The 19,280-nt window shown below is 65.4% G+C and carries 17 protein-coding genes; 5 read left to right on the top strand and 12 right to left on the bottom strand.

What is annotated here, in order from left to right:
- Positions 1-655 precede the first annotated feature (655 nt).
- Positions 656-967 (top strand): hypothetical protein, encoded by a 312-nt coding sequence (locus IB255_RS28575; RefSeq protein ID WP_081517156.1) that lies wholly within the window; start codon positions 656-658, stop codon positions 965-967.
- A gap of 100 nt (positions 968-1,067) precedes the next feature.
- Here the strand turns inward: IB255_RS28575 and holA are convergent, their stop codons facing one another.
- From holA to leuS, 3 genes are all read right to left on the bottom strand, one after another.
- Entirely contained in the window at positions 1,068-2,105 is a 1,038-nt protein-coding gene (gene holA / locus IB255_RS28570; RefSeq protein WP_081517157.1) for a DNA polymerase III subunit delta, read from the bottom strand.
- A gap of 36 nt (positions 2,106-2,141) precedes the next feature.
- The gene (gene lptE / locus IB255_RS28565; protein ID WP_081517158.1) at positions 2,142-2,756 is read right to left on the bottom strand and encodes an LPS assembly lipoprotein LptE; all 615 of its coding nucleotides are present in this window, start codon (positions 2,754-2,756) and stop codon (positions 2,142-2,144) included.
- Between the two features lie 80 nt (positions 2,757-2,836).
- Positions 2,837-5,458, bottom strand: coding sequence for a leucine--tRNA ligase (gene leuS, locus IB255_RS28560; protein WP_151189309.1), 2,622 nt, complete (start codon positions 5,456-5,458; stop codon positions 2,837-2,839).
- A gap of 236 nt (positions 5,459-5,694) precedes the next feature.
- Here leuS and IB255_RS28555 point away from each other — a divergent pair, with 236 nt between their 5' ends.
- The gene (locus IB255_RS28555) at positions 5,695-6,126 is read left to right on the top strand and encodes a hypothetical protein (protein ID WP_081517160.1); all 432 of its coding nucleotides are present in this window, start codon (positions 5,695-5,697) and stop codon (positions 6,124-6,126) included.
- A 46-nt stretch (positions 6,127-6,172) separates the two neighbouring features.
- Positions 6,173-6,934 (top strand): YdcF family protein, encoded by a 762-nt coding sequence (locus IB255_RS28550; RefSeq protein WP_192211196.1) that lies wholly within the window; start codon positions 6,173-6,175, stop codon positions 6,932-6,934.
- Between the two features lie 48 nt (positions 6,935-6,982).
- Here the strand turns inward: IB255_RS28550 and lnt are convergent, their stop codons facing one another.
- From lnt to miaB, 5 genes are all read right to left on the bottom strand, one after another.
- Positions 6,983-8,515, bottom strand: coding sequence for an apolipoprotein N-acyltransferase (lnt, locus tag IB255_RS28545; protein WP_151189312.1), 1,533 nt, complete (start codon positions 8,513-8,515; stop codon positions 6,983-6,985).
- A 224-nt stretch (positions 8,516-8,739) separates the two neighbouring features.
- Positions 8,740-9,579, bottom strand: a complete 840-nt coding sequence (locus IB255_RS28540; RefSeq protein ID WP_081517163.1) for an HlyC/CorC family transporter — start codon at positions 9,577-9,579, stop codon at positions 8,740-8,742.
- 21 nt (positions 9,580-9,600) lie between these two features.
- Positions 9,601-10,062, bottom strand: a complete 462-nt coding sequence (gene ybeY / locus IB255_RS28535; RefSeq protein WP_192211195.1) for an rRNA maturation RNase YbeY — start codon at positions 10,060-10,062, stop codon at positions 9,601-9,603.
- A complete protein-coding gene (locus IB255_RS28530) occupies positions 10,055-11,056 on the bottom strand; it encodes a PhoH family protein (RefSeq protein WP_081517165.1) in 1,002 nt (333 codons plus the stop codon). The genes ybeY and IB255_RS28530 overlap by 8 nt, the downstream gene beginning before the upstream one ends.
- Positions 11,057-11,181: 125 nt before the next feature.
- Positions 11,182-12,519 (bottom strand): tRNA (N6-isopentenyl adenosine(37)-C2)-methylthiotransferase MiaB, encoded by a 1,338-nt coding sequence (miaB, locus tag IB255_RS28525; RefSeq protein ID WP_192211194.1) that lies wholly within the window; start codon positions 12,517-12,519, stop codon positions 11,182-11,184.
- Between the two features lie 136 nt (positions 12,520-12,655).
- Between miaB and IB255_RS28520 the strand changes: the two genes are divergently transcribed.
- On the top strand, positions 12,656-12,985 hold the full coding sequence (locus IB255_RS28520; protein ID WP_088421405.1) for a DUF1820 family protein: 330 nt from the start codon (positions 12,656-12,658) through the stop codon (positions 12,983-12,985).
- A gap of 137 nt (positions 12,986-13,122) precedes the next feature.
- Here IB255_RS28520 and IB255_RS28515 read toward each other — a convergent pair whose 3' ends face one another.
- From IB255_RS28515 to IB255_RS28500, 4 genes are all read right to left on the bottom strand, one after another.
- Positions 13,123-13,665 (bottom strand): tetratricopeptide repeat protein, encoded by a 543-nt coding sequence (locus IB255_RS28515; protein WP_017521798.1) that lies wholly within the window; start codon positions 13,663-13,665, stop codon positions 13,123-13,125.
- Positions 13,666-13,894: 229 nt separating this feature from the next.
- A complete protein-coding gene (gene hemL / locus IB255_RS28510) occupies positions 13,895-15,181 on the bottom strand; it encodes a glutamate-1-semialdehyde 2,1-aminomutase (protein ID WP_192211193.1) in 1,287 nt (428 codons plus the stop codon).
- A 41-nt stretch (positions 15,182-15,222) separates the two neighbouring features.
- Positions 15,223-15,852, bottom strand: coding sequence for a thiamine phosphate synthase (gene thiE / locus IB255_RS28505; protein WP_192211192.1), 630 nt, complete (start codon positions 15,850-15,852; stop codon positions 15,223-15,225).
- A 16-nt stretch (positions 15,853-15,868) separates the two neighbouring features.
- Complete coding sequence (locus IB255_RS28500) at positions 15,869-16,666, bottom strand: hydroxymethylpyrimidine/phosphomethylpyrimidine kinase (RefSeq protein ID WP_192211191.1); 798 nt, start codon at positions 16,664-16,666, stop codon at positions 15,869-15,871.
- 208 nt (positions 16,667-16,874) lie between these two features.
- On the opposite strand from IB255_RS28500, the gene IB255_RS28495 reads away from it, so the two are divergent.
- The gene (locus IB255_RS28495; protein ID WP_192211190.1) at positions 16,875-19,265 is read left to right on the top strand and encodes a hybrid sensor histidine kinase/response regulator; all 2,391 of its coding nucleotides are present in this window, start codon (positions 16,875-16,877) and stop codon (positions 19,263-19,265) included.
- Positions 19,266-19,280 lie beyond the last annotated feature (15 nt).

Below are 19,280 nucleotides of genomic sequence, written 5' to 3'. Positions count from 1 at the left end.
TCGGATCGGCCCTCACCCTAACCCTCTCCCAGGGGGAGAGGGGACCGTTCGGTGCCGGATGAAACCACAGCGTCAGCCGGCACGATTTGCTCCCTCTCCCTGAGGGAGAGGGCTGGGGTGAGGGGGGAAAGCACAAACACCGAACTACCTGGGAAAGACAGTTGCTCCTACAGGGGGATGCGGCCATTCAGAATGGTGGTTGGCTATTTCCTGAGAGGTGAACCGGGCCACGCTATGCGGCGAAACGTCCGGGTTTGAGCTGTCAGACCAGCGAATTCTCCTACGTTCTTTTAGCCTTGAGGGCCTACGTGCGTGCTCGCTAGATTCCACTTGCCACGGCCCAAAAACCGTGGCCGGGTGTCGCAGCCTGGTATGGACAAAGCACACGTACTGCCGTCTACCTGCACAGGCGATTGTTGCCTGCTGCATGGTTTCTCCGTGGCGGCCGTGTGGTTGCAGGCTAACGCCTGGCCGGGTTTTGCTCTGTCCACCGGTACTGCGACCTTCCGCACGGTCCGCCTCCCTTCTCGCGTCGCAGCGGGAGGAGGCGGTTTCTCAACGTGGACGGAGTTACCAGCCATGCACTATCCCTTTTTTACGCCCGTGCCCCGCCAGAGTCCTTCGTTTCCCGTCGTACTTCCCCCGGAGGTCCGCCATGACTGAGTTCCTGCCCGTCCCGCTGGAGTCCCGGCCCTATGAGGACGTGATGTTCATCAATGCCCTGGCTTCGATCGAGCAGTTACGCGACGCTGCGCTGCGCCGCCTGACGGCCGTGGAAGACCTGCTGAGCCTGCTGGAGGATGACTCCGACCCTGGCCTGATCCGCGCTACGTCGCGGCTGGCTTCGGCGTTGTTACCGCTGGTCAGCGAGGCGCGACAGCTCTACGAGTTGTCGCTGGACCGGCCGACTCAAGAGCGGGTCAGAGGACGCAATGTGCTTCAGGAAGTCGACACAGCGATCCGCTGAATGACGTAGGGCGCATAACGCGTCAGCGTTATCCGCCGGGAGATGGCCGGCGGATAACCTGTTCCAGGTTATGCGCCCTACAGTTTGGGGCTGTGAGAATTCAGGCCGAAGGCAGGCTGATGCGCTGCCCGGCGACCAGCAGAGCGAGGCGGGCGAGGCTGTTCCAGACGTTGCCGGGCGCCTGGCCTTTGATCTGTGCGTCGATCAACTGGGCGTCCTGCAGCATCTGGTTCCAGCGCTGCGCGGTGTGCCGCTGCAGGGCCTTGCTCATCAGCGGGCGGCGCTTGTCCCAGATGGGCGGTCGGCACTGACTGAAGGCCTTGTCCAGCGGTATGCCCTGGCTGAACTGCTGGGCGAGGCTGGCTAGCACGCGGACTTCCCGGGCCAGGGCCCAGAGAATCACTGGCGGCTCAACGCCTTCGCCACGCAGGCCTTCGAGCATGCGCAGGCAGTGGGCGGCTTCGCCATTGAGGGCGGCATCGATCAGGCCGAAGACGTCGAAGCGCGCGCTGTCGGCCACGGCGGCCTGTACGGTGTCGGCGTCGATCTGCTGGCCATCGGCGAGCAGCTTGAGCTTTTCGATTTCCTGGGCGGCGGCCAGCAGGTTGCCTTCGACGCGCGCTGCGATCAGGTCCACCGCTTCCTGGCTGGCGGCCAGGCCGGCCTGGGACAGGCGCTGGCGAATCCACTGCGGCAGCTGGTGCACGTCGATAGGCCAGATCTGGATGAACTGGGCAGCATCGCCGTCGATCAGGGCCTTGGCCCATTTGGTCTTCTGCGTGCTGCCGTCGAGCTTGGGCAGGCTGACCAGCAGGACGGTGTCTTCCGGCGGGCGCTGCAGGTATTCCTGGAGGATGGCCGCGCCCTTGTCGCCGGGCTTGCCGGAGGGCAGGCGCAGTTCGATCAGGCGCTTTTCGGCGAACAGCGAGAGGCTGGCACCGGCTTCGAGCAGTTGGCCCCAGTCGAAGTTGGCTTCGGCGTTGAACACCTGGCGTTCGCCGAAATCACGCTGGCGGCAGGCGGTGCGGATGGCGTCGCAGGCCTCCTGGCAGAGCAACGGTTCGTCGCCGCTGACCACGTAGACGGGCGCGAGGTTGCCTTGCAGGTGCTTGGCGAGTTGTCCGGGATTGAGCTTCATAATGAGAAAGGGGCCGGTTGGCCGGCCCCTTGTCGCTTACTGCGCTTTCGGGAATTCGATCGGCGATTGCTGCGGCTGAGACTTGGCAGCCTCGTCCGCGGCCTTCATCGCGTCCGCTTCGGCCTTGGCCTTGGCTTCTGCCTTGGTCTGTAGCTCGTCGAGCTGGGCCGGAGTGATCAGCTGCAGGCGGGTGACCATCTGCTGGACCAGGTCGCGGCGCATTTCGGCGCGGATCTGCTGGGCTTCCTGGTCGGAGCCGATCAGGTTGTTCTCATCCTGCACATAGACCTTGCGGACCTGAACCTGGTTGGCGAGCAGCAGCAGGTTGTCGGTGCCACGGATCTCGTAGCTCAGGGTGTTGGTCAGTTCGTTTTCCGCGCTGCGCGCCGAGCTGGTGTAGCTGACGCTGCGGCTGGTCACGTCTTCGCGGGCGAGGATCAGGTGGTACGGCGCACGCGAGACGACTTTCACGCCGCTACCTTCAAGCACCTGCTTGAGCTGCGTGACGGTGTCGCCATAGGCGTTGCGCGCGCTCACGTCGATTTCCTTGAGCGCAAAGTTCGTATCGCCCAGGCCACGCAGTTGGAAACCGCAGGCGCTCAGCACGCTGGCCAGGCCGATCAGCGCGAGGCTGGTCAGGATACGTTTCATCAAGCTTCCCTCACTCCTGTTGATCCGGTATGCCCGTGGCGAAGGTGCCACGGGCGAATGGGTCTTTTCCAGCGTTGCTTTTAGTTGGCGACGATATTGACCAGCTTGCCGGGCACCACGATGACCTTGCGGATGGTCAGGCCGTCGGTGAAGCGCAGCACGTTCTCGTTGGCGCGGGCGGCCGCTTCGACGTCCTCGCGGCTGGCGCTGGCGGGCATTTCGATGTGGCCGCGCAGCTTGCCGTTGACCTGTACCACCAGTTGCAGGCTGTCCTGCACCAGGGCGGCTTCGTCGACCTGCGGCCAACTGGCGTCGATCACGGCGCCGTCCTTGCCCAGCTCCTGCCAGACCACGTGGCAGATGTGCGGGGTGATCGGGGCGAGCAGCAGGGTGACGGTTTCCAGGCCTTCCTGCAGCAGGGCGCGGTCGGCGGCAGATTCGGCCGGAGCCTTCTCCAGCACGTTCATCAGGGTCATCACGGCGGCGATGGCGGTGTTGAACTTGTGGTGCTGGCCTACGTCCTGGCTGGCCTGGCGGATGGCCAGGTGGATGGCGCGGTGAATGGCCTTCTGTGCGTCGTCCAGCGCGGATTTGTCCACGGCGCCGGCAGGGCCTGCGTTGACGTGGGCCTGGGCCAGACGCCAGACGCGGCGCAGGAAGCGGTTGGCGCCTTCGATGCCGGAGTCGGACCACTCGCAGCTCATGTCCGGCGGCGAGGCAAACATCATGAACAGGCGGCAGGTGTCGGCGCCGTAGGCATCGATCATGGCCTGCGGGTCCACGCCATTGTTCTTGGACTTGGACATCTTCTCGGTGCCGCCGATTTCCACCGGCAGGCCGTCGGTCTTCAGGCGAGCGCCGATGACCTTGGCCTTGGCATCACGTTCGACTTCCACGTCCGCCGGGTTGAACCATTCCTTGCCACCGTTGGCGGCGACGCGGTAGTAGGTCTCGGCGACCACCATGCCCTGGGTCAGCAGGTTCTTGAACGGCTCGTCCGAGTCGATCAGGCCTTCGTCGCGCATCAGCTTGTGGAAGAAGCGCGCGTACAGCAGGTGGAGGATGGCGTGTTCGATACCGCCGATGTACTGGTCGACCGGCAGCCAGTAGTTGGCGGCCTTCTTGTCCAGCATGCCGTCTTCGAACTGCGGGCAGGCGTAGCGGGCGAAGTACCAGGACGACTCGACGAAGGTGTCCATGGTGTCGGTTTCGCGCTTGGCCGGCTGGCCGCATTTCGGGCAGCTGCACTCGTAGAACGACGGCAGTTTGGCCAGCGGCGAGCCGGCGCCGTCCGGCACCACGTCTTCGGGCAGGACGACCGGCAACTGGTCGGCCGGTACCGGCACGTCGCCACAGGTGTCGCAGTGGATGATCGGAATCGGGCAGCCCCAGTAGCGCTGGCGGCTGATGCCCCAGTCACGCAGGCGGAACTGGGTGCGCTGCTGGCCGAGGCTCTTGGCGGCGAGATCGGCGCCAATGGCGTCGAACGCGGCCTGATAGCCGAGGCCGTCGTACTTGCCGGAGTTGACGGTGATGACGCTCTCGTCCTTCAGGCCGTACCACTCTTTCCAGAGGGTCGATTCGAAGTCGTTGTCGGCACCGACCTGGGCGATCACTTGCTGGATCGGCAGGGCGTATTTGTTGGCGAACTCGAAATCGCGCTCGTCGTGACCCGGCACGGCCATCACGGCGCCTTCGCCGTAGGTCATCAGGACGTAGTTGGCGATCCACACCGGCAGCTTGTCGCCGGTCAGCGGGTGCTCGACGAACAGGGAAGTGGCGACGCCTTTCTTCTCCTGGGTGGCAATGTCGGCTTCGGCGACGCCGCCGCGCTTGCACTCGTCGATGAACGCTTGCAGCGACGGATCGCGCTCGGCGGCCAGGGTGGCCAGCGGGTGCTCGGCGGCCACGGCGACGTAGGTGGCGCCCATCAGGGTGTCCGGACGGGTGGTGAAGACCTTCAGCTGGCCGGCTTCGCCGATGGATGCCTGGTCATAGGGGAAGGCGATCTCCATGCCGCGGGACTTGCCGATCCAGTTGCGCTGCATGGTCTTGACCTGTTCCGGCCAGCCCGGCAGGTCGTCGAGGCTGGACAGCAGCTCTTCGGCGTAGGCGGTGATCTTGAAGTAGTACATCGGGATTTCGCGCTTCTCGATCAGCGCGCCCGAACGCCAGCCACGGCCATCGATGACCTGCTCGTTGGCCAGTACGGTCTGGTCCGCCGGGTCCCAGTTCACGGTACCGTTCTTGCGGTAGATCACGCCCTTCTCGAACAGGCGGGTGAACAGCCACTGTTCCCAGCGGTAGTAGTCCGGCTTGCAGGTGGTGACTTCGCGGGACCAGTCGATCGCCAGGCCCAGGCTGTTGAGCTGGGACTTCATGTAGGCGATGTTGTCGTAGGTCCAGGCCGCCGGGGCGACGTTGTTCTTCATCGCGGCGTTTTCCGCCGGCATGCCGAACGCGTCCCAGCCCATCGGCTGCAGGACGTTCTTGCCCTGCATGCGGTGGTAGCGGCTGATCACGTCACCGATGGTGTAGTTGCGCACATGCCCCATGTGTAGCTTGCCGCTCGGATACGGGAACATCGACAGGCAGTAGAACTTCTCCTTGCCGGCGACTTCGTCGACGCGGAAAGAGTTGTGTTCGTTCCAGAAGTTCTGGGCCTGGGATTCGATCTCGAGAGGCTGATATTGCTCGTGCATGGCGCGATTTGAACCTGTACGGAAAAGAATTGTGCAGCCAGGAAGGTCGAGTGGCCCTTTCGCTGAACCGACCCCTGAGAAGACCCGGGCCGGGCGGCTACAGAAAGCCTCGTAGCATACATGACCCCCACTCGAGCCGGTAGCCCGCGCCGTTTGTCGCACGCTCGGTGTTGCACGGGGTGGGCCGCTAAGCTTTGCCTGAGGGCGGGAGGTTTCCGCCTGTCTTGAGGTGACTGATGGCTGAGCTGCATCGCGCAAGTGCTTCGGGTTCCGGTCTGTATGAACGGTTGTTGCAACGGCTCGCGCTGGCCCTGGATGAGGCCGACACCGCTGAGCGACTACGTGACGAATGCCCCGTGGAACTGGAGTTGCGCGGTTTGAGCAGTGCCGAGATGGAGTTGATCAGGGCTTATCTGGACCAGGATGTGAACTGGCTGCGCGGCTGGCATGCCGCGGCGGAGGAGCTCGCCATGCTGGAGCGTGCCCCGGCTCGGGCGCCGCGCCATGTGCGCCAACCCACACCGCCCAGCCGTCCCCGTCTGGTGACGCGCCCGCAGCAGCTGCAATGCGCGCTGTGTGGCTCGCCTGTGGCCTGGAGCCGCAATCAGGGCGTGCTGCCCTGCACTTCCTGTGGCTCGCAGTTGTTCCGCAACGCGAAGGCACGCTGACATTTCCCCGATCCGTTAGGCTTGGCGCCTCGACAAGGAGTCGCCAATGCCTATCCGCTTCATCCTCAAACAGATTTTCATGCCGCCGGGATTGCTGCTGCTGTTGCTCTTCCTGGGCTTCGTGCTGCGCCGGCGCTATCCGCGCTTGTCGGTGTTCTGCTTCTTTTCCGGTTTCCTCGGCCTGCTGGTGATGAGCCTGCCGGTGACGGTGGAGTGGGGCGCACGCCAGCTGGAGCAGCAGGATGCGCTGAAACAGACAGAGTGGGCGGGTCTGGCGCAGCGCGCCGACGCCATCGTGGTGCTCGGCGCTGGTCGGGTGCGCGGGGATCGTGCCTGGGATGAGGACCAGCCGGGCCTGATGGCTCGCGAGCGCATTCGCTATGCCGCACGCCTGGCCAAGGCCAGCGGCCTGCCAGTGCTGACTTCCGGCGGCCTGCACTACGGCACGCCGCCCTCCGAGGCGCGGATCATGGCGCAGAGCCTGCGGGACGATTACGGCGTGCCGGTGCGCTGGGAGGAGGGGCGCAGCCGCACGACCTGGGAGAACGCCCGGTTCAGCGCCGAGATGCTGCGCGAGGCGGGTATCCAGCGAGTAGTGCTGGTGACCAGCGCCATTCACATGCCGCGCTCGATCTGGAGCTTCGAGAAGGCCGGGCTGGAAGTTCTGCCGGCGCCCTCGGGCTACATCGGTACGGACGACGCAGTGCCCATGGGCGGTTGGCTGCCGGAAGGGCGGGCGATCTGGCAGAGCGGGCAGTTGCTCAATGAGGCGATCGGGTTGGTCGGCTATCGGTTGTTCTATCGCTAGCCTCCGCCATGAAAAAGGGCCTCGCAATGAGGCCCTTGTTCGTTGGGATCAGCCGAACAGCCGACGTTCTTCCGGGTGCGTACGGCGGCGTACCAGCGCCCACACCAGCAGCACGGCGCTGAGGATCGCCAGCGGCCAGACGCGCCACTGCAGGTACGGCGTCAGGCCCTGCATCGGCACCACTTCGCCACGCAGCACGCCTTGCTGGAACTGCGGGATCTGCACCGCCAGCTTGCCGAACGGGTCGATCAGCGCGGTGACGCCGTTGTTGGTGCCGCGCACCATCCAGCGCCCGGCTTCCAGGGCGCGCATCTGCGCCATCTGCAGGTGCTGCAGCGGGCCGATGGAGGTGCCGAACCAGGCGTCGTTGCTGATGGTCAGCAGCAGCTGGCTCTGCGCTGCGAGTTCGGCGGCGAATTCCGGGTAGACCACTTCGTAGCAGATGTACGGCGCTACGGAATAGCCCTTGGCCTTGAGCAGCGGCTGGTCGGCCGGGCCGCGGGCGAAGTCGGACATGGGCAGGTCGAAGAAGCTGATCAGGCCGCGCAGCAGGTCCTGCAGCGGGACGTATTCACCGAAGGGCACAAGCTTCTGCTTGAGGTAGTTACCGCTGCCTTCGCCGACCACGGTGATGCCGTTGTAGTAGCGAATGCCTTCGGTGGTCTTCTCGCGTACCGGTACGCCGGTGATGAGCGCGGCTTTCTTGGCGGTGGCGACGCCGTTGATCATCTCCAGGTAGCCGGTGGCCTGGTCCTTGAGCACCGGCACGGCGGTTTCCGGCCAGACGATCAGGTCGACGTCGTTCTGCTCGGCGGTCAGGTCGCGGTACAGCTCCAGCTGGTGGGTGATGGCCTTGGGGTCCCACTTCATTTCCTGGGCGATGTTGCCCTGCAGCGCGGCGACCTTCAGCGGTGCGCCGGCCGGAGTGGTCCAGGCGTGACCCTTGTAGCCCAGGCCCACGGCCCAGGGGGCGATCAGCAGGACCAGGCCGGTGACCAGGCGCGCCGGGCGCCGGGTCAGGGCAGGGAGGTTGATGATCAGCGCGCCGGTCAGGGCTATGCCGAAGGACACCAGCCAGACGCCGCCCAGCGGGGCGAGGCCGGCCAGCGGGCCGTCCAGCTGGCTGTAGCCGGCGTAGAGCCAGGGGAAGCCGGTGAGGAACCAGCTGCGGAACAGCTCCAGCACCACCCACAGCGCGGCGAAGGCCAGTGCGTCGCTGACCGGCGCATTGTTGCGACGGAAGAACTTCGCCCAGACCCACGCCGGCAGGGCAAAGAAGAAGGCCACGCCGGCACTGAAGCCGCCGACCAGGAAGCCCGCCAGCGGCCCGGACGCGCCGCCGAAGTTGTGGATGCTGAAGTAGATCCAGCTGGTGCCGGCGATGAAGGCGCCGAAGCCGTACCACCAGCCGCGCCAGAGCGCCGAACCTGCGGTGGTGCCGCGCAGGCCGAGGTAGAACAGGGCCAGCGAGAGCACTGCCAGCGGCCAGTAGCCGAACGGGGCCAGGGTCAGCGGCGTGAGCGCGCCGGCGGCCAGGGCGAGCAGGTGGCCTGGCAGGCCGGGGCGGGTGATCCAGCGCATCGGAAATCCTTGTTGCGGTTAAGCGATGCGCAAGAGTAATGGAGAGACGAACGGTAGGCTATGGGGATGAAAGCCAAAAGCCATGAGCTGACTGCGGCGGGATGTTGCAGGACGCGGAGGGTTTTTCTGTAGGAATTCAGCGAGGGGTGTTTCGCGCGCTCCTGTAGGAGCGGACTTTGTCCGCGATTGCGGGCATGGCCCGCTCCTACAGGGTGCGTGGTGGCTCAGTCCTGCAGCGGGGTGAGGCGCAGCAGGTGCAGCCGACGGCTGTCCGCGTTGAGCACGCGGAAGCGGAAGCCGCCCAGTTCGGTGGTTTCGTTGCGCTTGGGCAGGTGCCCGAAGGCGCTCATCACCACGCCGCCGACGGTGTCGAATTCCTCGTCGGAGAACTCCGCGCCGAAGAAATCGTTGAAGGCTTCCACCGGGGTCAGCGCCTTGACGATGAAGTCGCCGCTGGGCAGCGGCTTGATGTAGCTGTCTTCCTCGACGTCGTGCTCGTCCTCGATATCGCCGACGATCTGCTCCAGCACGTCCTCGATGGTCACCAGCCCCGCCACGCCGCCGTATTCGTCGATGACGATGGCCATGTGGTTGCGGTTGGCGCGGAATTCGCGCAGCAGCACGTTCAGGCGCTTGGACTCGGGCACGAAGGTGGCCGGGCGCAGCAGGTCCTTGATGTTGAAGGCGTGATTCTGGTCGTGGAGGACCAGCGGCAGCAGGTCCTTGGCCAGCAGGACGCCCATGATGTCGTCCAGGCTCTCGCCGATCACCGGGTAGCGCGAGTGCGCCGCTTCGATGATGGCCGGGAGGAAGTCGGCAGGCTTCTGCGTCGACTTGATGGAGATCATCTGCGAACGCGGGATCATGATGTCGCGGACCTGGAGGTCCGCCACCTGGATCGCGCCTTCGACGATCGACAACGCTTCGCTGTCCAGCAGCTTGTTGTCGTGGGCTTCGCGCAGCAGCTCAAGCAGCTCCTGGCGGTTTCTCGGCTCATGGGCAAAAGCCTGGGTGATCTTGTCCAACCACGACTTGTGCCCATTGCTCGATCGGTCTTCGCTCATCTTTTCCTTGCTCGGTGGCTTTTATTCTTCATCGGCCGCGTATGGGTCCGGGTGACCCAGTTCAGCCAGCAATTCGCGTTCCAGACCTTCCATTTCCTCGGCTTCTTCATCTTCGATGTGATCGTAGCCGAGCAGGTGGAGGCAGCCATGGACGACGAGGTGGGCCCAGTGGGCCTCGGCGGACTTGCCCTGTTCGGCGGCCTCGCGGGTGACTACAGGGGCGCAGATCACCAGGTCGCCGAGCAGCGGGATGTCCAGCAACTCATCGGGAACATCGGCGGGGAAGGACAGTACGTTGGTGGCGTAGTCCTTGTGTCGCCAGGTCTTGTTCAGTTCGCGCCCTTCGGTTTCGTCCACCAGGCGGATGGTGAGTTCCGAATCATTCTGGCGTTGGCGCAGGGCCAGTTCGCACCAGTGACGGAACTGCGCTTCGCTCGGCAGGCCGGTCGCTTCGCAGGCGACCTGCAGGTCCAGTTCAAGCATGCTTGTTGCCCTGGCCTTCTACGCCGGTCAGGCGATTCTCGTAGGCGTCGTAGGCATCGACGATGCGCTGCACCAACGGGTGACGCACGACGTCCTTGGACTTGAAGTGGGTGAAGCTGATACCGGGGACGTCGCGCAGCACTTCCATCACGTGCTTCAGGCCCGAGCGCGTGCCTTTGGGCAGGTCGACCTGGGTAACGTCGCCAGTGATCACCGCGGTGGAGCCGAAGCCGATCCGGGTGAGGAACATCTTCATCTGTTCCATCGTGGTGTTCTGGCTTTCGTCGAGGATGATGAAGCTGTTGCTCAGCGTGCGGCCGCGCATATAGGCCAGCGGCGCGACTTCGATCACCTGGCGTTCGATCAGCTTGGCCACGGTCTCGAAGCCGAGCATCTCGTACAGCGCGTCATACAGCGGGCGCAGGTACGGGTCGATCTTCTGCGACAGGTCGCCGGGCAGGAAGCCGAGCTTCTCGCCGGCTTCGACCGCCGGGCGCACCAGCAGGATGCGGCGGATCTGCTCGCGCTCCAGGGCGTCCACGGCGCAGGCCACGGCGAGGTAAGTCTTGCCGGTGCCGGCCGGGCCGATGCCGAAGTTGATGTCGTGGTCGAGGATGGCCTTCACGTAGCGCTGCTGGTTCGCGCCGCGCGGGCGGATGTGCGCCTGACGGGTCTTGAGCGTGACCAGCGGGGCGACGGGCTCGACGGAGAGCTCTTCCAGGCCGGACTCCTGCAGGAACAGGTGGACCATGTCAGGCGTCAGCTCGGTGCCGTTCTGCACTTCGCGGTAGAGGCGCTGCAGGAGGTTTTCGGCCGCTTGGGTGCGCTCGGGGTCACCGACCAGTTCGAACTGGTTGCCGCGGTTGCGGATCTCGATGCCGAGGCGCTTCTCGATCTGGTGCAGGTGTTCGTCGAACTGACCGCACAGGTTGGCGAAGCTGCGGGCCTCGAAGGGCTCGAGCATGAAACGATGGATATCCAGGGGGGCGTTCAAGGTGTTGTCTAAGTCGCCGTGCTTCAAAGGGAGATGGTCGAAGAATAACCCCGCGCGACCGAGTACGAAAGTTCAGTCGCCAAGGGGGTAGTCAACGGTCGGTTGCCAGTGACGTGCTTCTACTGTCAGTGGCGTGCTTCCACCAGGGTCGCGCGCAAGGAGTTTGGCAGCGCCTCGTAGATTTCCACGTCGACGAACTGGCCGATCAGGCGCGGATTGTCGCAGCGGAAGTTGACCACGCGGTTGTTCTCGGTGCGGCCCTGCAATTGGCCGGGGTCGCGCTTGGCGTAATCGGTGACGAGGATGCGCTGGATGGTGCCGACCATCCGTCGGCTGATCTCGAAACCCTGGTGATTGAGGCGGCTGTTGAGCGTCAGCAGGCGCTGCTTCTTCACCTCGTCCGGGGTGTCGTCGGCCAGGTCGGCGGCCGGGGTGCCCGGGCGCGAGCTGTAGATGAAGGAGAAGGAGTAATCGAAGCCGACGTCCTCCACCAGCTTCAGGGTCTGCTCGAAGTCTTTCTCGGTCTCGCCGGGGAAGCCGATGATGAAGTCCGAGCTGATGCAGATGTCCGGCACCGCGGCCTTCAGCTTGCGGATACGCGACTTGAATTCCAGTGCGGTGTGGTTGCGCTTCATCGCCGCGAGGATGCGGTCGGAGCCGGCCTGTACCGGCAGGTGGACGAACTTCACCAGTTGCGGCACTTCGGCGTGGGCGGCGATCAGCGAGTCGGAGAACTCCAGCGGGTGCGAGGTGGTGTAGCGGATGCGCTCGATGCCATCGACCTCGGCGACCACGCGGATCAGTTCGGCGAAGTCGGCGATGCGCCCGTCATGGGTCGGGCCGCGGTAGCCGTTGACGTTCTGGCCCAGCAGAGTGACTTCCTTCACGCCGTTCTCGGCCAGGTGAATCACCTCGGCCAGCACGTCGTCGAACGGGCGGCTGACTTCCTCGCCGCGGGTGTAGGGCACCACGCAGAAGGTGCAGTACTTGCTGCAGCCTTCCATCACCGAGACGAAGGCGGTGGGGCCGTCGACGCGTGGCTCGGGCAGGCGGTCGAACTTCTCGATTTCCGGGAAGGACACGTCCACCTGCGGTTTGCGGGTGGTGCGGGCGGCGTCGATCATTTCCGGCAGGCGGTGCAAAGTCTGCGGGCCGAACACTACGTCGACGTACGGCGCGCGCTCGCGGATCGCCGCGCCTTCCTGGCTGGCCACGCAGCCACCGACGCCGATCACCAGGTCGGGGTTCTGCTGCTTGAGGGTGCGCCAGGCGCCCAGCTCGGAGAACACCTTCTCCTGGGCCTTCTCGCGGATCGAGCAGGTATTGAGCAGGATGACGTCGGCTTCTTCGGCCTTTTCGGTGATTTCCAGGGCCTGGTGTTCACCCAGCAGGTCGGCCATGCGCGAGCTGTCGTACTCGTTCATCTGGCAACCGTGGGTCTGGATGAAAAGCTTCTTGGCCATGGAACCTGTCTTGTTCTGGTTAAAAAATGACCGCGCATTATAAGCCCCGGGGCGGGCATCTACCAGCGGCGGGCTTGAGGGGCGGCTGTCTGTGCTATGCTGCGTGCCCTTTTTGCAAAGCTGTCATCCTTCGTTCATGAGCAAGCGCGAGAACCCGATCTACAAGGTGGTCTTCCTCAACCAGGGCCAGGTGTACGAGATGTACGCCAAGCAGATCTACCAGAGCGATCTGTGGGGTTTCCTGGAGATCGAGGAGTTCGTCTTCGGCGAGCGCACCCAGGTGGTGGTGGACCCCAGCGAAGAGAAGCTCAAGGCGCAGTTCGACGGCGTCATCCGCAGCTTCGTGCCGCTGCACTCGATCATCCGCATCGACGAAGTGGAGCGCCTGGGCACCGCGAAGATCAGCGAGGCCAAGCCCAGCGGCAACGTGATGCCGTTCCCCATGCCGATGCCCAGCAAGGACTGACGCTCGGCTTTTCGCTTTTGGTAGGAGCTTGCTCGCGAACGATCCTGTAGTAGGGCGAATAACCTGGAACAGGTTATCCGCCGGCTCTATGCGGCGGATAACGCTGGCGCGTTATGCGCCCTACGAGAAAGGGTGAATCAGGGCAGTGGCGAGAACGGCGAGTTGCCGGCGGTCTGCAGTTCGATCAGGTAGTTGCGGAAGATCTGTCCAAGCACCTTGGTGGCGATGTCCAGTTCGTCCTTGTTCATCTGCTCGGCGACCAGGTCGGCGCTGTCCATGGCGTCTTCGGCGCCGTTGACCGCAGCCATCTTCAGCACGATGTAGGCCTGCACGTTGTTGGCCTTCACGCCTTCGCCGCGGAAGAACATGGTGCCCAGGCGCAGCTGTGCGTCGGCGTGGCCTTGCAGCGAAGCCTTCTCGTACCAGTGCAGGGCGGCCTGGAAGTCGCGCGGGGCGCGCTCGCCGGTGTAGAAGAATTCCCCCAGTTCGAACTGTGCCTGTGCGTCGCCGGCATTGGCGGCCTGCTGGCAGCTGGCCAGTGCCTGTTGCAGCTGTTCGGGCACGGTGTTCAGGGTGCAGCGTCCGGTGGCTGGAATCAGCAGCGAGTTGCCGCCCGCCTGAGTGAACAGGGGCAGTGCGAGCAACAGGCAGCCCAGCAGGGTGCGACCGGAACGGTACATGGGGAGAAACGGCCTCCAGGATCGGGGCGGGTAAAACCCGGCCAGCGAAATGCGCCAGCCTTCACATTATGAAATAAGCAGGCGCTTCCTTACAAAGTCTTTACCTTCTTTTCTGTTTTTTTGCTGGAAACGGCTGTGACGGCGGGGTGAGTGTAACGCCGGAATAAAGCGCTGAAAGCATCGTGGCAGAGCGGAAGGCGCCCGGACGGGCGCCTTCGCGTGGGGCGGCTTACTTGAGTGCGGCGAAAGCGCGCTCGGCGGCGTCCAGGGTCAGTTTCAGCTCGGTTTCGCCGTGGGCGATGGAGGTGAAGCCGGCCTCGAAGGCGCTCGGAGCCAGGTAGATGCCCGAATCCAGCATCAGGTGGAAGAAGCGCTTGAAGCGTTCCGCATCGCTGGTCATCACGTCGTCGAAGGTGACGATGGCGTCGGCGCCGGTGAAGTACAGGCCGAACATCGCGGCACCCGCCTGGGTGGTCACGAAGGGGATGCCGGCGGCGTCGGCGCGCTCCTGCAGGCCTTGCAGCATGCGGGTGGTGTAGGTGGTCAGCTCGTCGTGGAAGCCGGGGCGGCTGATCAGGCGCAGGGTGGTCAGGCCGGCGGCCATGGCCAGCGGGTTACCCGACAGGGTGCCGGCCTGGTAGACCGGGCCGAGCGGGGAAATCTGCTCCATGATCTGCCGCTTGCCGCCGAAAGCGCCTACCGGCATGCCGCCGCCGATGATCTTGCCGAAGGTCGACAGGTCCGGGGTGATGCCGTAGTGGGCCTGGGCGCCGCCCAGGGCAACGCGGAAACCGGTCATCACTTCGTCGAAGATCAGCACCACGCCGTGCTGGTCGCACAGGCGGCGCAGGCCTTCGAGGAAGCCCGGGGCCGGCGGCACGCAGTTCATGTTGCCGGCGACCGGCTCGACGATGATGCAGGCCACGTCCTTGCCGACTTCAGCCAGGGTCTTCTCCACCGCGGCGATGTCGTTGTAGGGCAAGGTCAGGGTGTGCTTGGCGAAGGCCGCCGGCACGCCGGGGGAGTTCGGCACGCCGAAGGTCAGGGCGCCGGAACCGGCTTTCACCAGCAGGCTGTCGGAGTGGCCGTGGTAGCAGCCCTCGAACTTGATGATGCTGTCACGGCCGGTGTAGCCGCGGGCCAGGCGGATGGCGCTCATGGTGGCTTCGGTGCCGGAGCTGACCATGCGCACCATGTCCATGGACGGCACCAGGGAGCAGACCAGGTCGGCCATTTCCACTTCCAGCGCGGTCGGCGCGCCGTAGGACAGGCCGTGGTCGAGCTGCTTGCGCACGGCGTCGAGGACGTCCGGATGGCTGTGGCCGAGGATCATCGGGCCCCAGGAGCCGACGTAGTCGACGTAGCGCTTGTCATCCTCGTCCACCACGTAGGCGCCTTCCGCGTGCTTGAAGAACAGCGGGGTGCCGCCGACGCTCTTGAACGCGCGCACCGGCGAGTTCACGCCACCGGGGATGTGTTTCTGGGCATTGGCGAAAAGCGTTTCGGAACGGGACATGGTGTACCTCGCGAAGCTGTGAAGGGCTGGGCGCGTGGCGCTCAGCGGGTTTCGAAGAGTTGGCTGAAGGCGCGGGCGCGCTGTTCGACTTCGGCCGGGGTGTCGGCGGCGAACAGGGCGTGGATCACGGCGATCATGTCGGCGCCGCGGGCGATCAGCTCGGGCGCGTTGTCCAGGGTCACGCCGCCGATGGCTACCAGCGGCACGTTGAAGCGGGTCTTGGCCTGCTCCAGCAGTTCGACGCTGGCGGCGGACGCGCCGGGTTTGGTCTGGGAGGCGAAGAAGCGGCCGAAGGCGACGTAGCTGGCGCCCTCGGCGATGGCCTTCTCGGCCATCTCGAGGCTGGCGTGGCAGGTGCCGCCGATGACCGCGTCGCGGCCGAGCAGGGCGCGGGCGGCGGCCAGCGAGCCGTCGGTCTGCCCCAGGTGCACGCTGACGCCCAGGCGCGCGGCCAGTTCGGCGTCATCGTTGATCAGCAGCGTGGCGCCGTAGCGCGCGCAGAGGTCGCGCAGGGCCTCGGCTTCGCGCAGGCGGCGCGAGGCGTCGTCGGACTTGTCGCGGTACTGCAGCAGTCTGGCGCCGCCCTTCAGGGCGGCTTCGACGTAGGGCAGCAGGCGGCCGCCGTCGAGCAGCTGGCTGTCGGTGATGGCGTAGAGTCCGCGCAGTTTCATCAAGGCCTCGATCAGATCAGTTGCAGAAGTCCAGTGGCAGGCGGCGCGGCACGTACTGGCCGTGGCCGGGCGCTTCCGCGTCGCGCAAGGTGCGCCAGGTGTAGTCCAGGGCGCTGCGCACCGCGCTCACCAGTTCCTCGCCCAGAGCCAGGCGGCCGGCGAGGGTGCTCGCCAGGGTGCAGCCCGAGCCGTGGTAGCTGCCGGGCAGGCGCTGGCAGGTGAAGGTGTGGCGCTGGCCGTCGCGGGTGTACAGGCGATTGTGCACCTCGGACTCGTCGCCATGGCCGCCGGTGATCAGCAGGGTCTGGATATAAGGCAGCAGCTTGTCGGCGCACTCGTCCGCGGTGCCCTCGGGCAGTTCGGCGAGGATGCGCGCCTCGGGCAGGTTCGGGGTAGCCACTGCGGCAATCGGCAGCAGGCGTTCGCGCATGGCGTAGCCGACGTCGTCCTTGCCCAGCGAGCCGCCGCCACCGGCGCGCAGCACCGGGTCGCAGACCAGCGGGATGCCCGGCAGGGACTGCATGATCTCCACGACCGTGTCGACCATCTGCACCGAGCCGAGCATGCCCAGCTTGACCGCAGCCACCGGCAGATCGGCGATCACGGCGTTGGCCTGGGCCAGCACCCACTCGCGGTCGAGCACGCGGAAGTCGGAAACGTTGACGGTATCCTGAACGGTCAGCGCGGTGACGGTCGGCGCCGCGTGGCAGCCTTGGGCGATCAGGGCTTCGATATCGGCCTGCAGGCCGGCACCGCCACTGGGATCGTGGCCGGACAGGCAGAGCACTACTGGGCGGGAGGCAGGTGTTTTCATGGCGCGGGAGCTTATCACCAAATCGCCGCGCTGAGCTGACCGAACGGTCCAATGCGCATCGCCCGGCCGCGCCCTGCCCGGATGGTCGAATGCCACGGGCCACAAGGCCTGTGCTAGAGTTCGCCGATTCCAACACAACGCCTCCACGGCGCGCCAAGGCAGGGGATGGGGATCTCCGGCGCAGCTGTCGGCGGTACTGCGGGGCACCATGCGGCACTGGCTGATCTTCCTGATCCTTCTCATCCTCTCGCCAGTGGCGAGCGCCATCAGCTTCGACGAGCATGTCGGGCAGCTGCCCCTGGGGCGGGCGATGGATGTCTTCGAGGACGTGCGCGGCACGGCCGATATCGCCGAGATCAGCTCGCCGGCGCTGGCTGCCAGTTTCCGCCACCATGAGCGTGACGTGCTCAATGCCGGCTATTCGCGCTCGGTGTTCTGGTTGCGCCTGGACCTGGACTACCAGCCCAAGGCCTCGAGCGACCCGGCCAACTGGCTGCTGGAGCTGGCCTACCCGCCGCTGGACAAGCTCGACCTCTACCTGCCCGACGGCCAGGGCGGCTTCAAGCTGGCCCAGCGCACCGGCGATACCCTGCCGTTCGACAGCCGGCCGATCCGCCAGAACAACTACCTGTTCGACCTCAAGCTGGAGCCGGGCAAGCCGCTGCGCGTCTACCTGCGCCTGGAAAGCCAGGGCTCGATCCAGGCGCCGCTGACGCTCTGGTCGTCCAAGGCCTATCTGGAAGAGCAGCCGGGGCGCATCTATGTGCTGGGCATCATCTATGGCGTGTTGCTGGTGATGCTGATCTATAACCTGTTCATCTTCCTCAGCGTCCGCGACACCAGCTACCTCTATTACATCCTTTATATAGCCTCGTTCGGCTTCTACCAGATCTCGGTCAACGGCGCGGGCATCGAGTACTTCTGGCCGAACAACCCCTGGTGGGCCAACGCCGCCACGCCCTTCCTGATCGGTTCGGCCGGCCTGTTCGGCTGCCAGTTCGCCCGCAGCTTCCTGCATACCCGCGAGCACAGCCTGTGGATCGACCGCATCCTGCGCGTGCTGATGGGGGTTGGCGCGCTGGTGATGGTGCTGGCGCTGACGGTCAGCTACGCCATCGCCCTGCGGCTGGCCACCTACCTGGCGCTGGCCTTCACCGTGGTGATCTTCACTGCCGGCATCGTCGCCTGGCTGCGCGGCATGCGCGTGGCGCGCTACTTCATTTTCGCCTGGAGCGCCTTCCTGCTCGGCGGAGTCATCAACACGCTGATGGTGCTGGGTTTGCTGCCCAACATCTTCCTGACCATGTACGCCAGCCAGATCGGTTCGGCGCTGGAGGTCGGCCTGCTGTCCCTGGCGCTGGCGGACCGCATCAATGCCATGAAGGAGGAGCGCACGCGCATCCTCCAGGAAACCAGCCGCAAGCTGGAGCAGCTGAACCTGGAGCTGGCCAGCAGCAACCGCCTGAAGGACGAATTCCTCGCCACTGTCACCCACGAACTGCGCACGCCCATGAGCGGGGTGATCGGTTCGCTGGAGCTGATGCAGACGGTGCCCATGGACATCGAGTTGGCGCAGTACCACAAGACTGCCACCGGCTCGGCGCGTGACATGATGCGCATGGTCAACGACATCCTCGCGCTGATCGAGTTGCAGGCCGGCAAGCTCTACCCTCGCCGCGAGCCGTTCAGCCTGCGCGGCCTGTGCGACGGCCTGCGCGCGCAGTACGCGCCTCGCGCTGAGGAGCGCGGGCTGCGCTTCGTCTTGCAACTGGACGAGAGCCTGCCCGACACCCTCGAGGGCGATGCCGGCAAGCTGACCCAGGCGCTGGGCTACCTGATCGACAACGCCATCAAGTTCACCCATCAGGGCGGCGTACACCTGCGGGTTGCCGGTGTGCCTAACAGCGAAGGGCTGGCGCTGCGTATCGAGGTGCAGGACAGCGGCATCGGTTTCTCCACCCCGCCGGATGGCGCGCTGTACCAACGCTTCTTCCAGCTCGACGGGTCGCTGACCCGCGAGTACGGCGGCCTCGGTATTGGGCTGGCGCTGACCCGCAAGCTGGTCGCGTTGCTGGGCGGTACGCTGAGCCACGAATCCATGCCGGGGCAGGGCAGCCGCTTTGCCCTGGAACTGCAGGTCGGCCAGCCGGTGCAGGGCATCGCCCCGCCGCCGCGTCGCGCGGGCGGCCAGGTGCTGCGCAGTCCCGACCAGTGCACCGTGCTGGTGGTGGAGGACAACGCCATCAACCAGCTGGTGATCCGCGGCATGCTGCTCAAGCTCGGCTACCGCGTGCGCACGGCTGACAACGGCGCCGAGGCCATCGAGCTGCTGCGCCGGGAAGCCATCGACACCGTGTTGCTGGATTGCCAGATGCCGGTGATGGACGGCTTCGCCACCTGCCGGGCGATCCGCACGCTGCCGCGTTGCGCCGACCTGCCGGTGCTGGCGATCACCGCCCACAGCCACAGTGGTGATCGCGAGCGCTGCCTGGCTGCGGGGATGAGCGACTACATGGCCAAGCCGGTGAAGTTCGAGGAGCTGCAGGCGCTGCTCCATGACTGGCTGCTGTGTCAGCCGGCGCTGCCCAGCCCTGCCTGACGGAAAGGTCGGTGT

The sequence above is a fragment of the Pseudomonas sp. PDM22 genome, from assembly GCF_014851965.1.
Taxonomy (GTDB): Bacteria; Pseudomonadota; Gammaproteobacteria; order Pseudomonadales; family Pseudomonadaceae; genus Pseudomonas.
This window is presented reverse-complemented; position numbering and strand designations above follow the sequence as displayed.

What these genes read in the sequence shown, in the direction of transcription:
- IB255_RS28520 (WP_088421405.1), top strand. Translation starts at nt 12,656, where the DNA reads ATGAGCAAGCGCGAGAACCCGATCTACAAGGTGGTCTTCCTCAACCAG.
- thiE (WP_192211192.1), bottom strand. Translation starts at nt 15,852, where the DNA reads ATGAAACTGCGCGGACTCTACGCCATCACCGACAGCCAGCTGCTCGAC.
- hemL (WP_192211193.1), bottom strand. Translation starts at nt 15,181, where the DNA reads ATGTCCCGTTCCGAAACGCTTTTCGCCAATGCCCAGAAACACATCCCC.
- holA (WP_081517157.1), bottom strand. Translation starts at nt 2,105, where the DNA reads ATGAAGCTCAATCCCGGACAACTCGCCAAGCACCTGCAAGGCAACCTC.
- IB255_RS28500 (WP_192211191.1), bottom strand. Translation starts at nt 16,666, where the DNA reads ATGAAAACACCTGCCTCCCGCCCAGTAGTGCTCTGCCTGTCCGGCCAC.
- ybeY (WP_192211195.1), bottom strand. Translation starts at nt 10,062, where the DNA reads ATGCTTGAACTGGACCTGCAGGTCGCCTGCGAAGCGACCGGCCTGCCG.
- IB255_RS28540 (WP_081517163.1), bottom strand. Translation starts at nt 9,579, where the DNA reads ATGAGCGAAGACCGATCGAGCAATGGGCACAAGTCGTGGTTGGACAAG.
- IB255_RS28495 (WP_192211190.1), top strand. Translation starts at nt 16,875, where the DNA reads ATGCGGCACTGGCTGATCTTCCTGATCCTTCTCATCCTCTCGCCAGTG.
- IB255_RS28575 (WP_081517156.1), top strand. Translation starts at nt 656, where the DNA reads ATGACTGAGTTCCTGCCCGTCCCGCTGGAGTCCCGGCCCTATGAGGAC.
- lptE (WP_081517158.1), bottom strand. Translation starts at nt 2,756, where the DNA reads ATGAAACGTATCCTGACCAGCCTCGCGCTGATCGGCCTGGCCAGCGTG.
- IB255_RS28550 (WP_192211196.1), top strand. Translation starts at nt 6,173, where the DNA reads ATGCCTATCCGCTTCATCCTCAAACAGATTTTCATGCCGCCGGGATTG.
- IB255_RS28555 (WP_081517160.1), top strand. Translation starts at nt 5,695, where the DNA reads ATGGCTGAGCTGCATCGCGCAAGTGCTTCGGGTTCCGGTCTGTATGAA.
- IB255_RS28515 (WP_017521798.1), bottom strand. Translation starts at nt 13,665, where the DNA reads ATGTACCGTTCCGGTCGCACCCTGCTGGGCTGCCTGTTGCTCGCACTG.
- lnt (WP_151189312.1), bottom strand. Translation starts at nt 8,515, where the DNA reads ATGCGCTGGATCACCCGCCCCGGCCTGCCAGGCCACCTGCTCGCCCTG.
- leuS (WP_151189309.1), bottom strand. Translation starts at nt 5,458, where the DNA reads ATGCACGAGCAATATCAGCCTCTCGAGATCGAATCCCAGGCCCAGAAC.
- miaB (WP_192211194.1), bottom strand. Translation starts at nt 12,519, where the DNA reads ATGGCCAAGAAGCTTTTCATCCAGACCCACGGTTGCCAGATGAACGAG.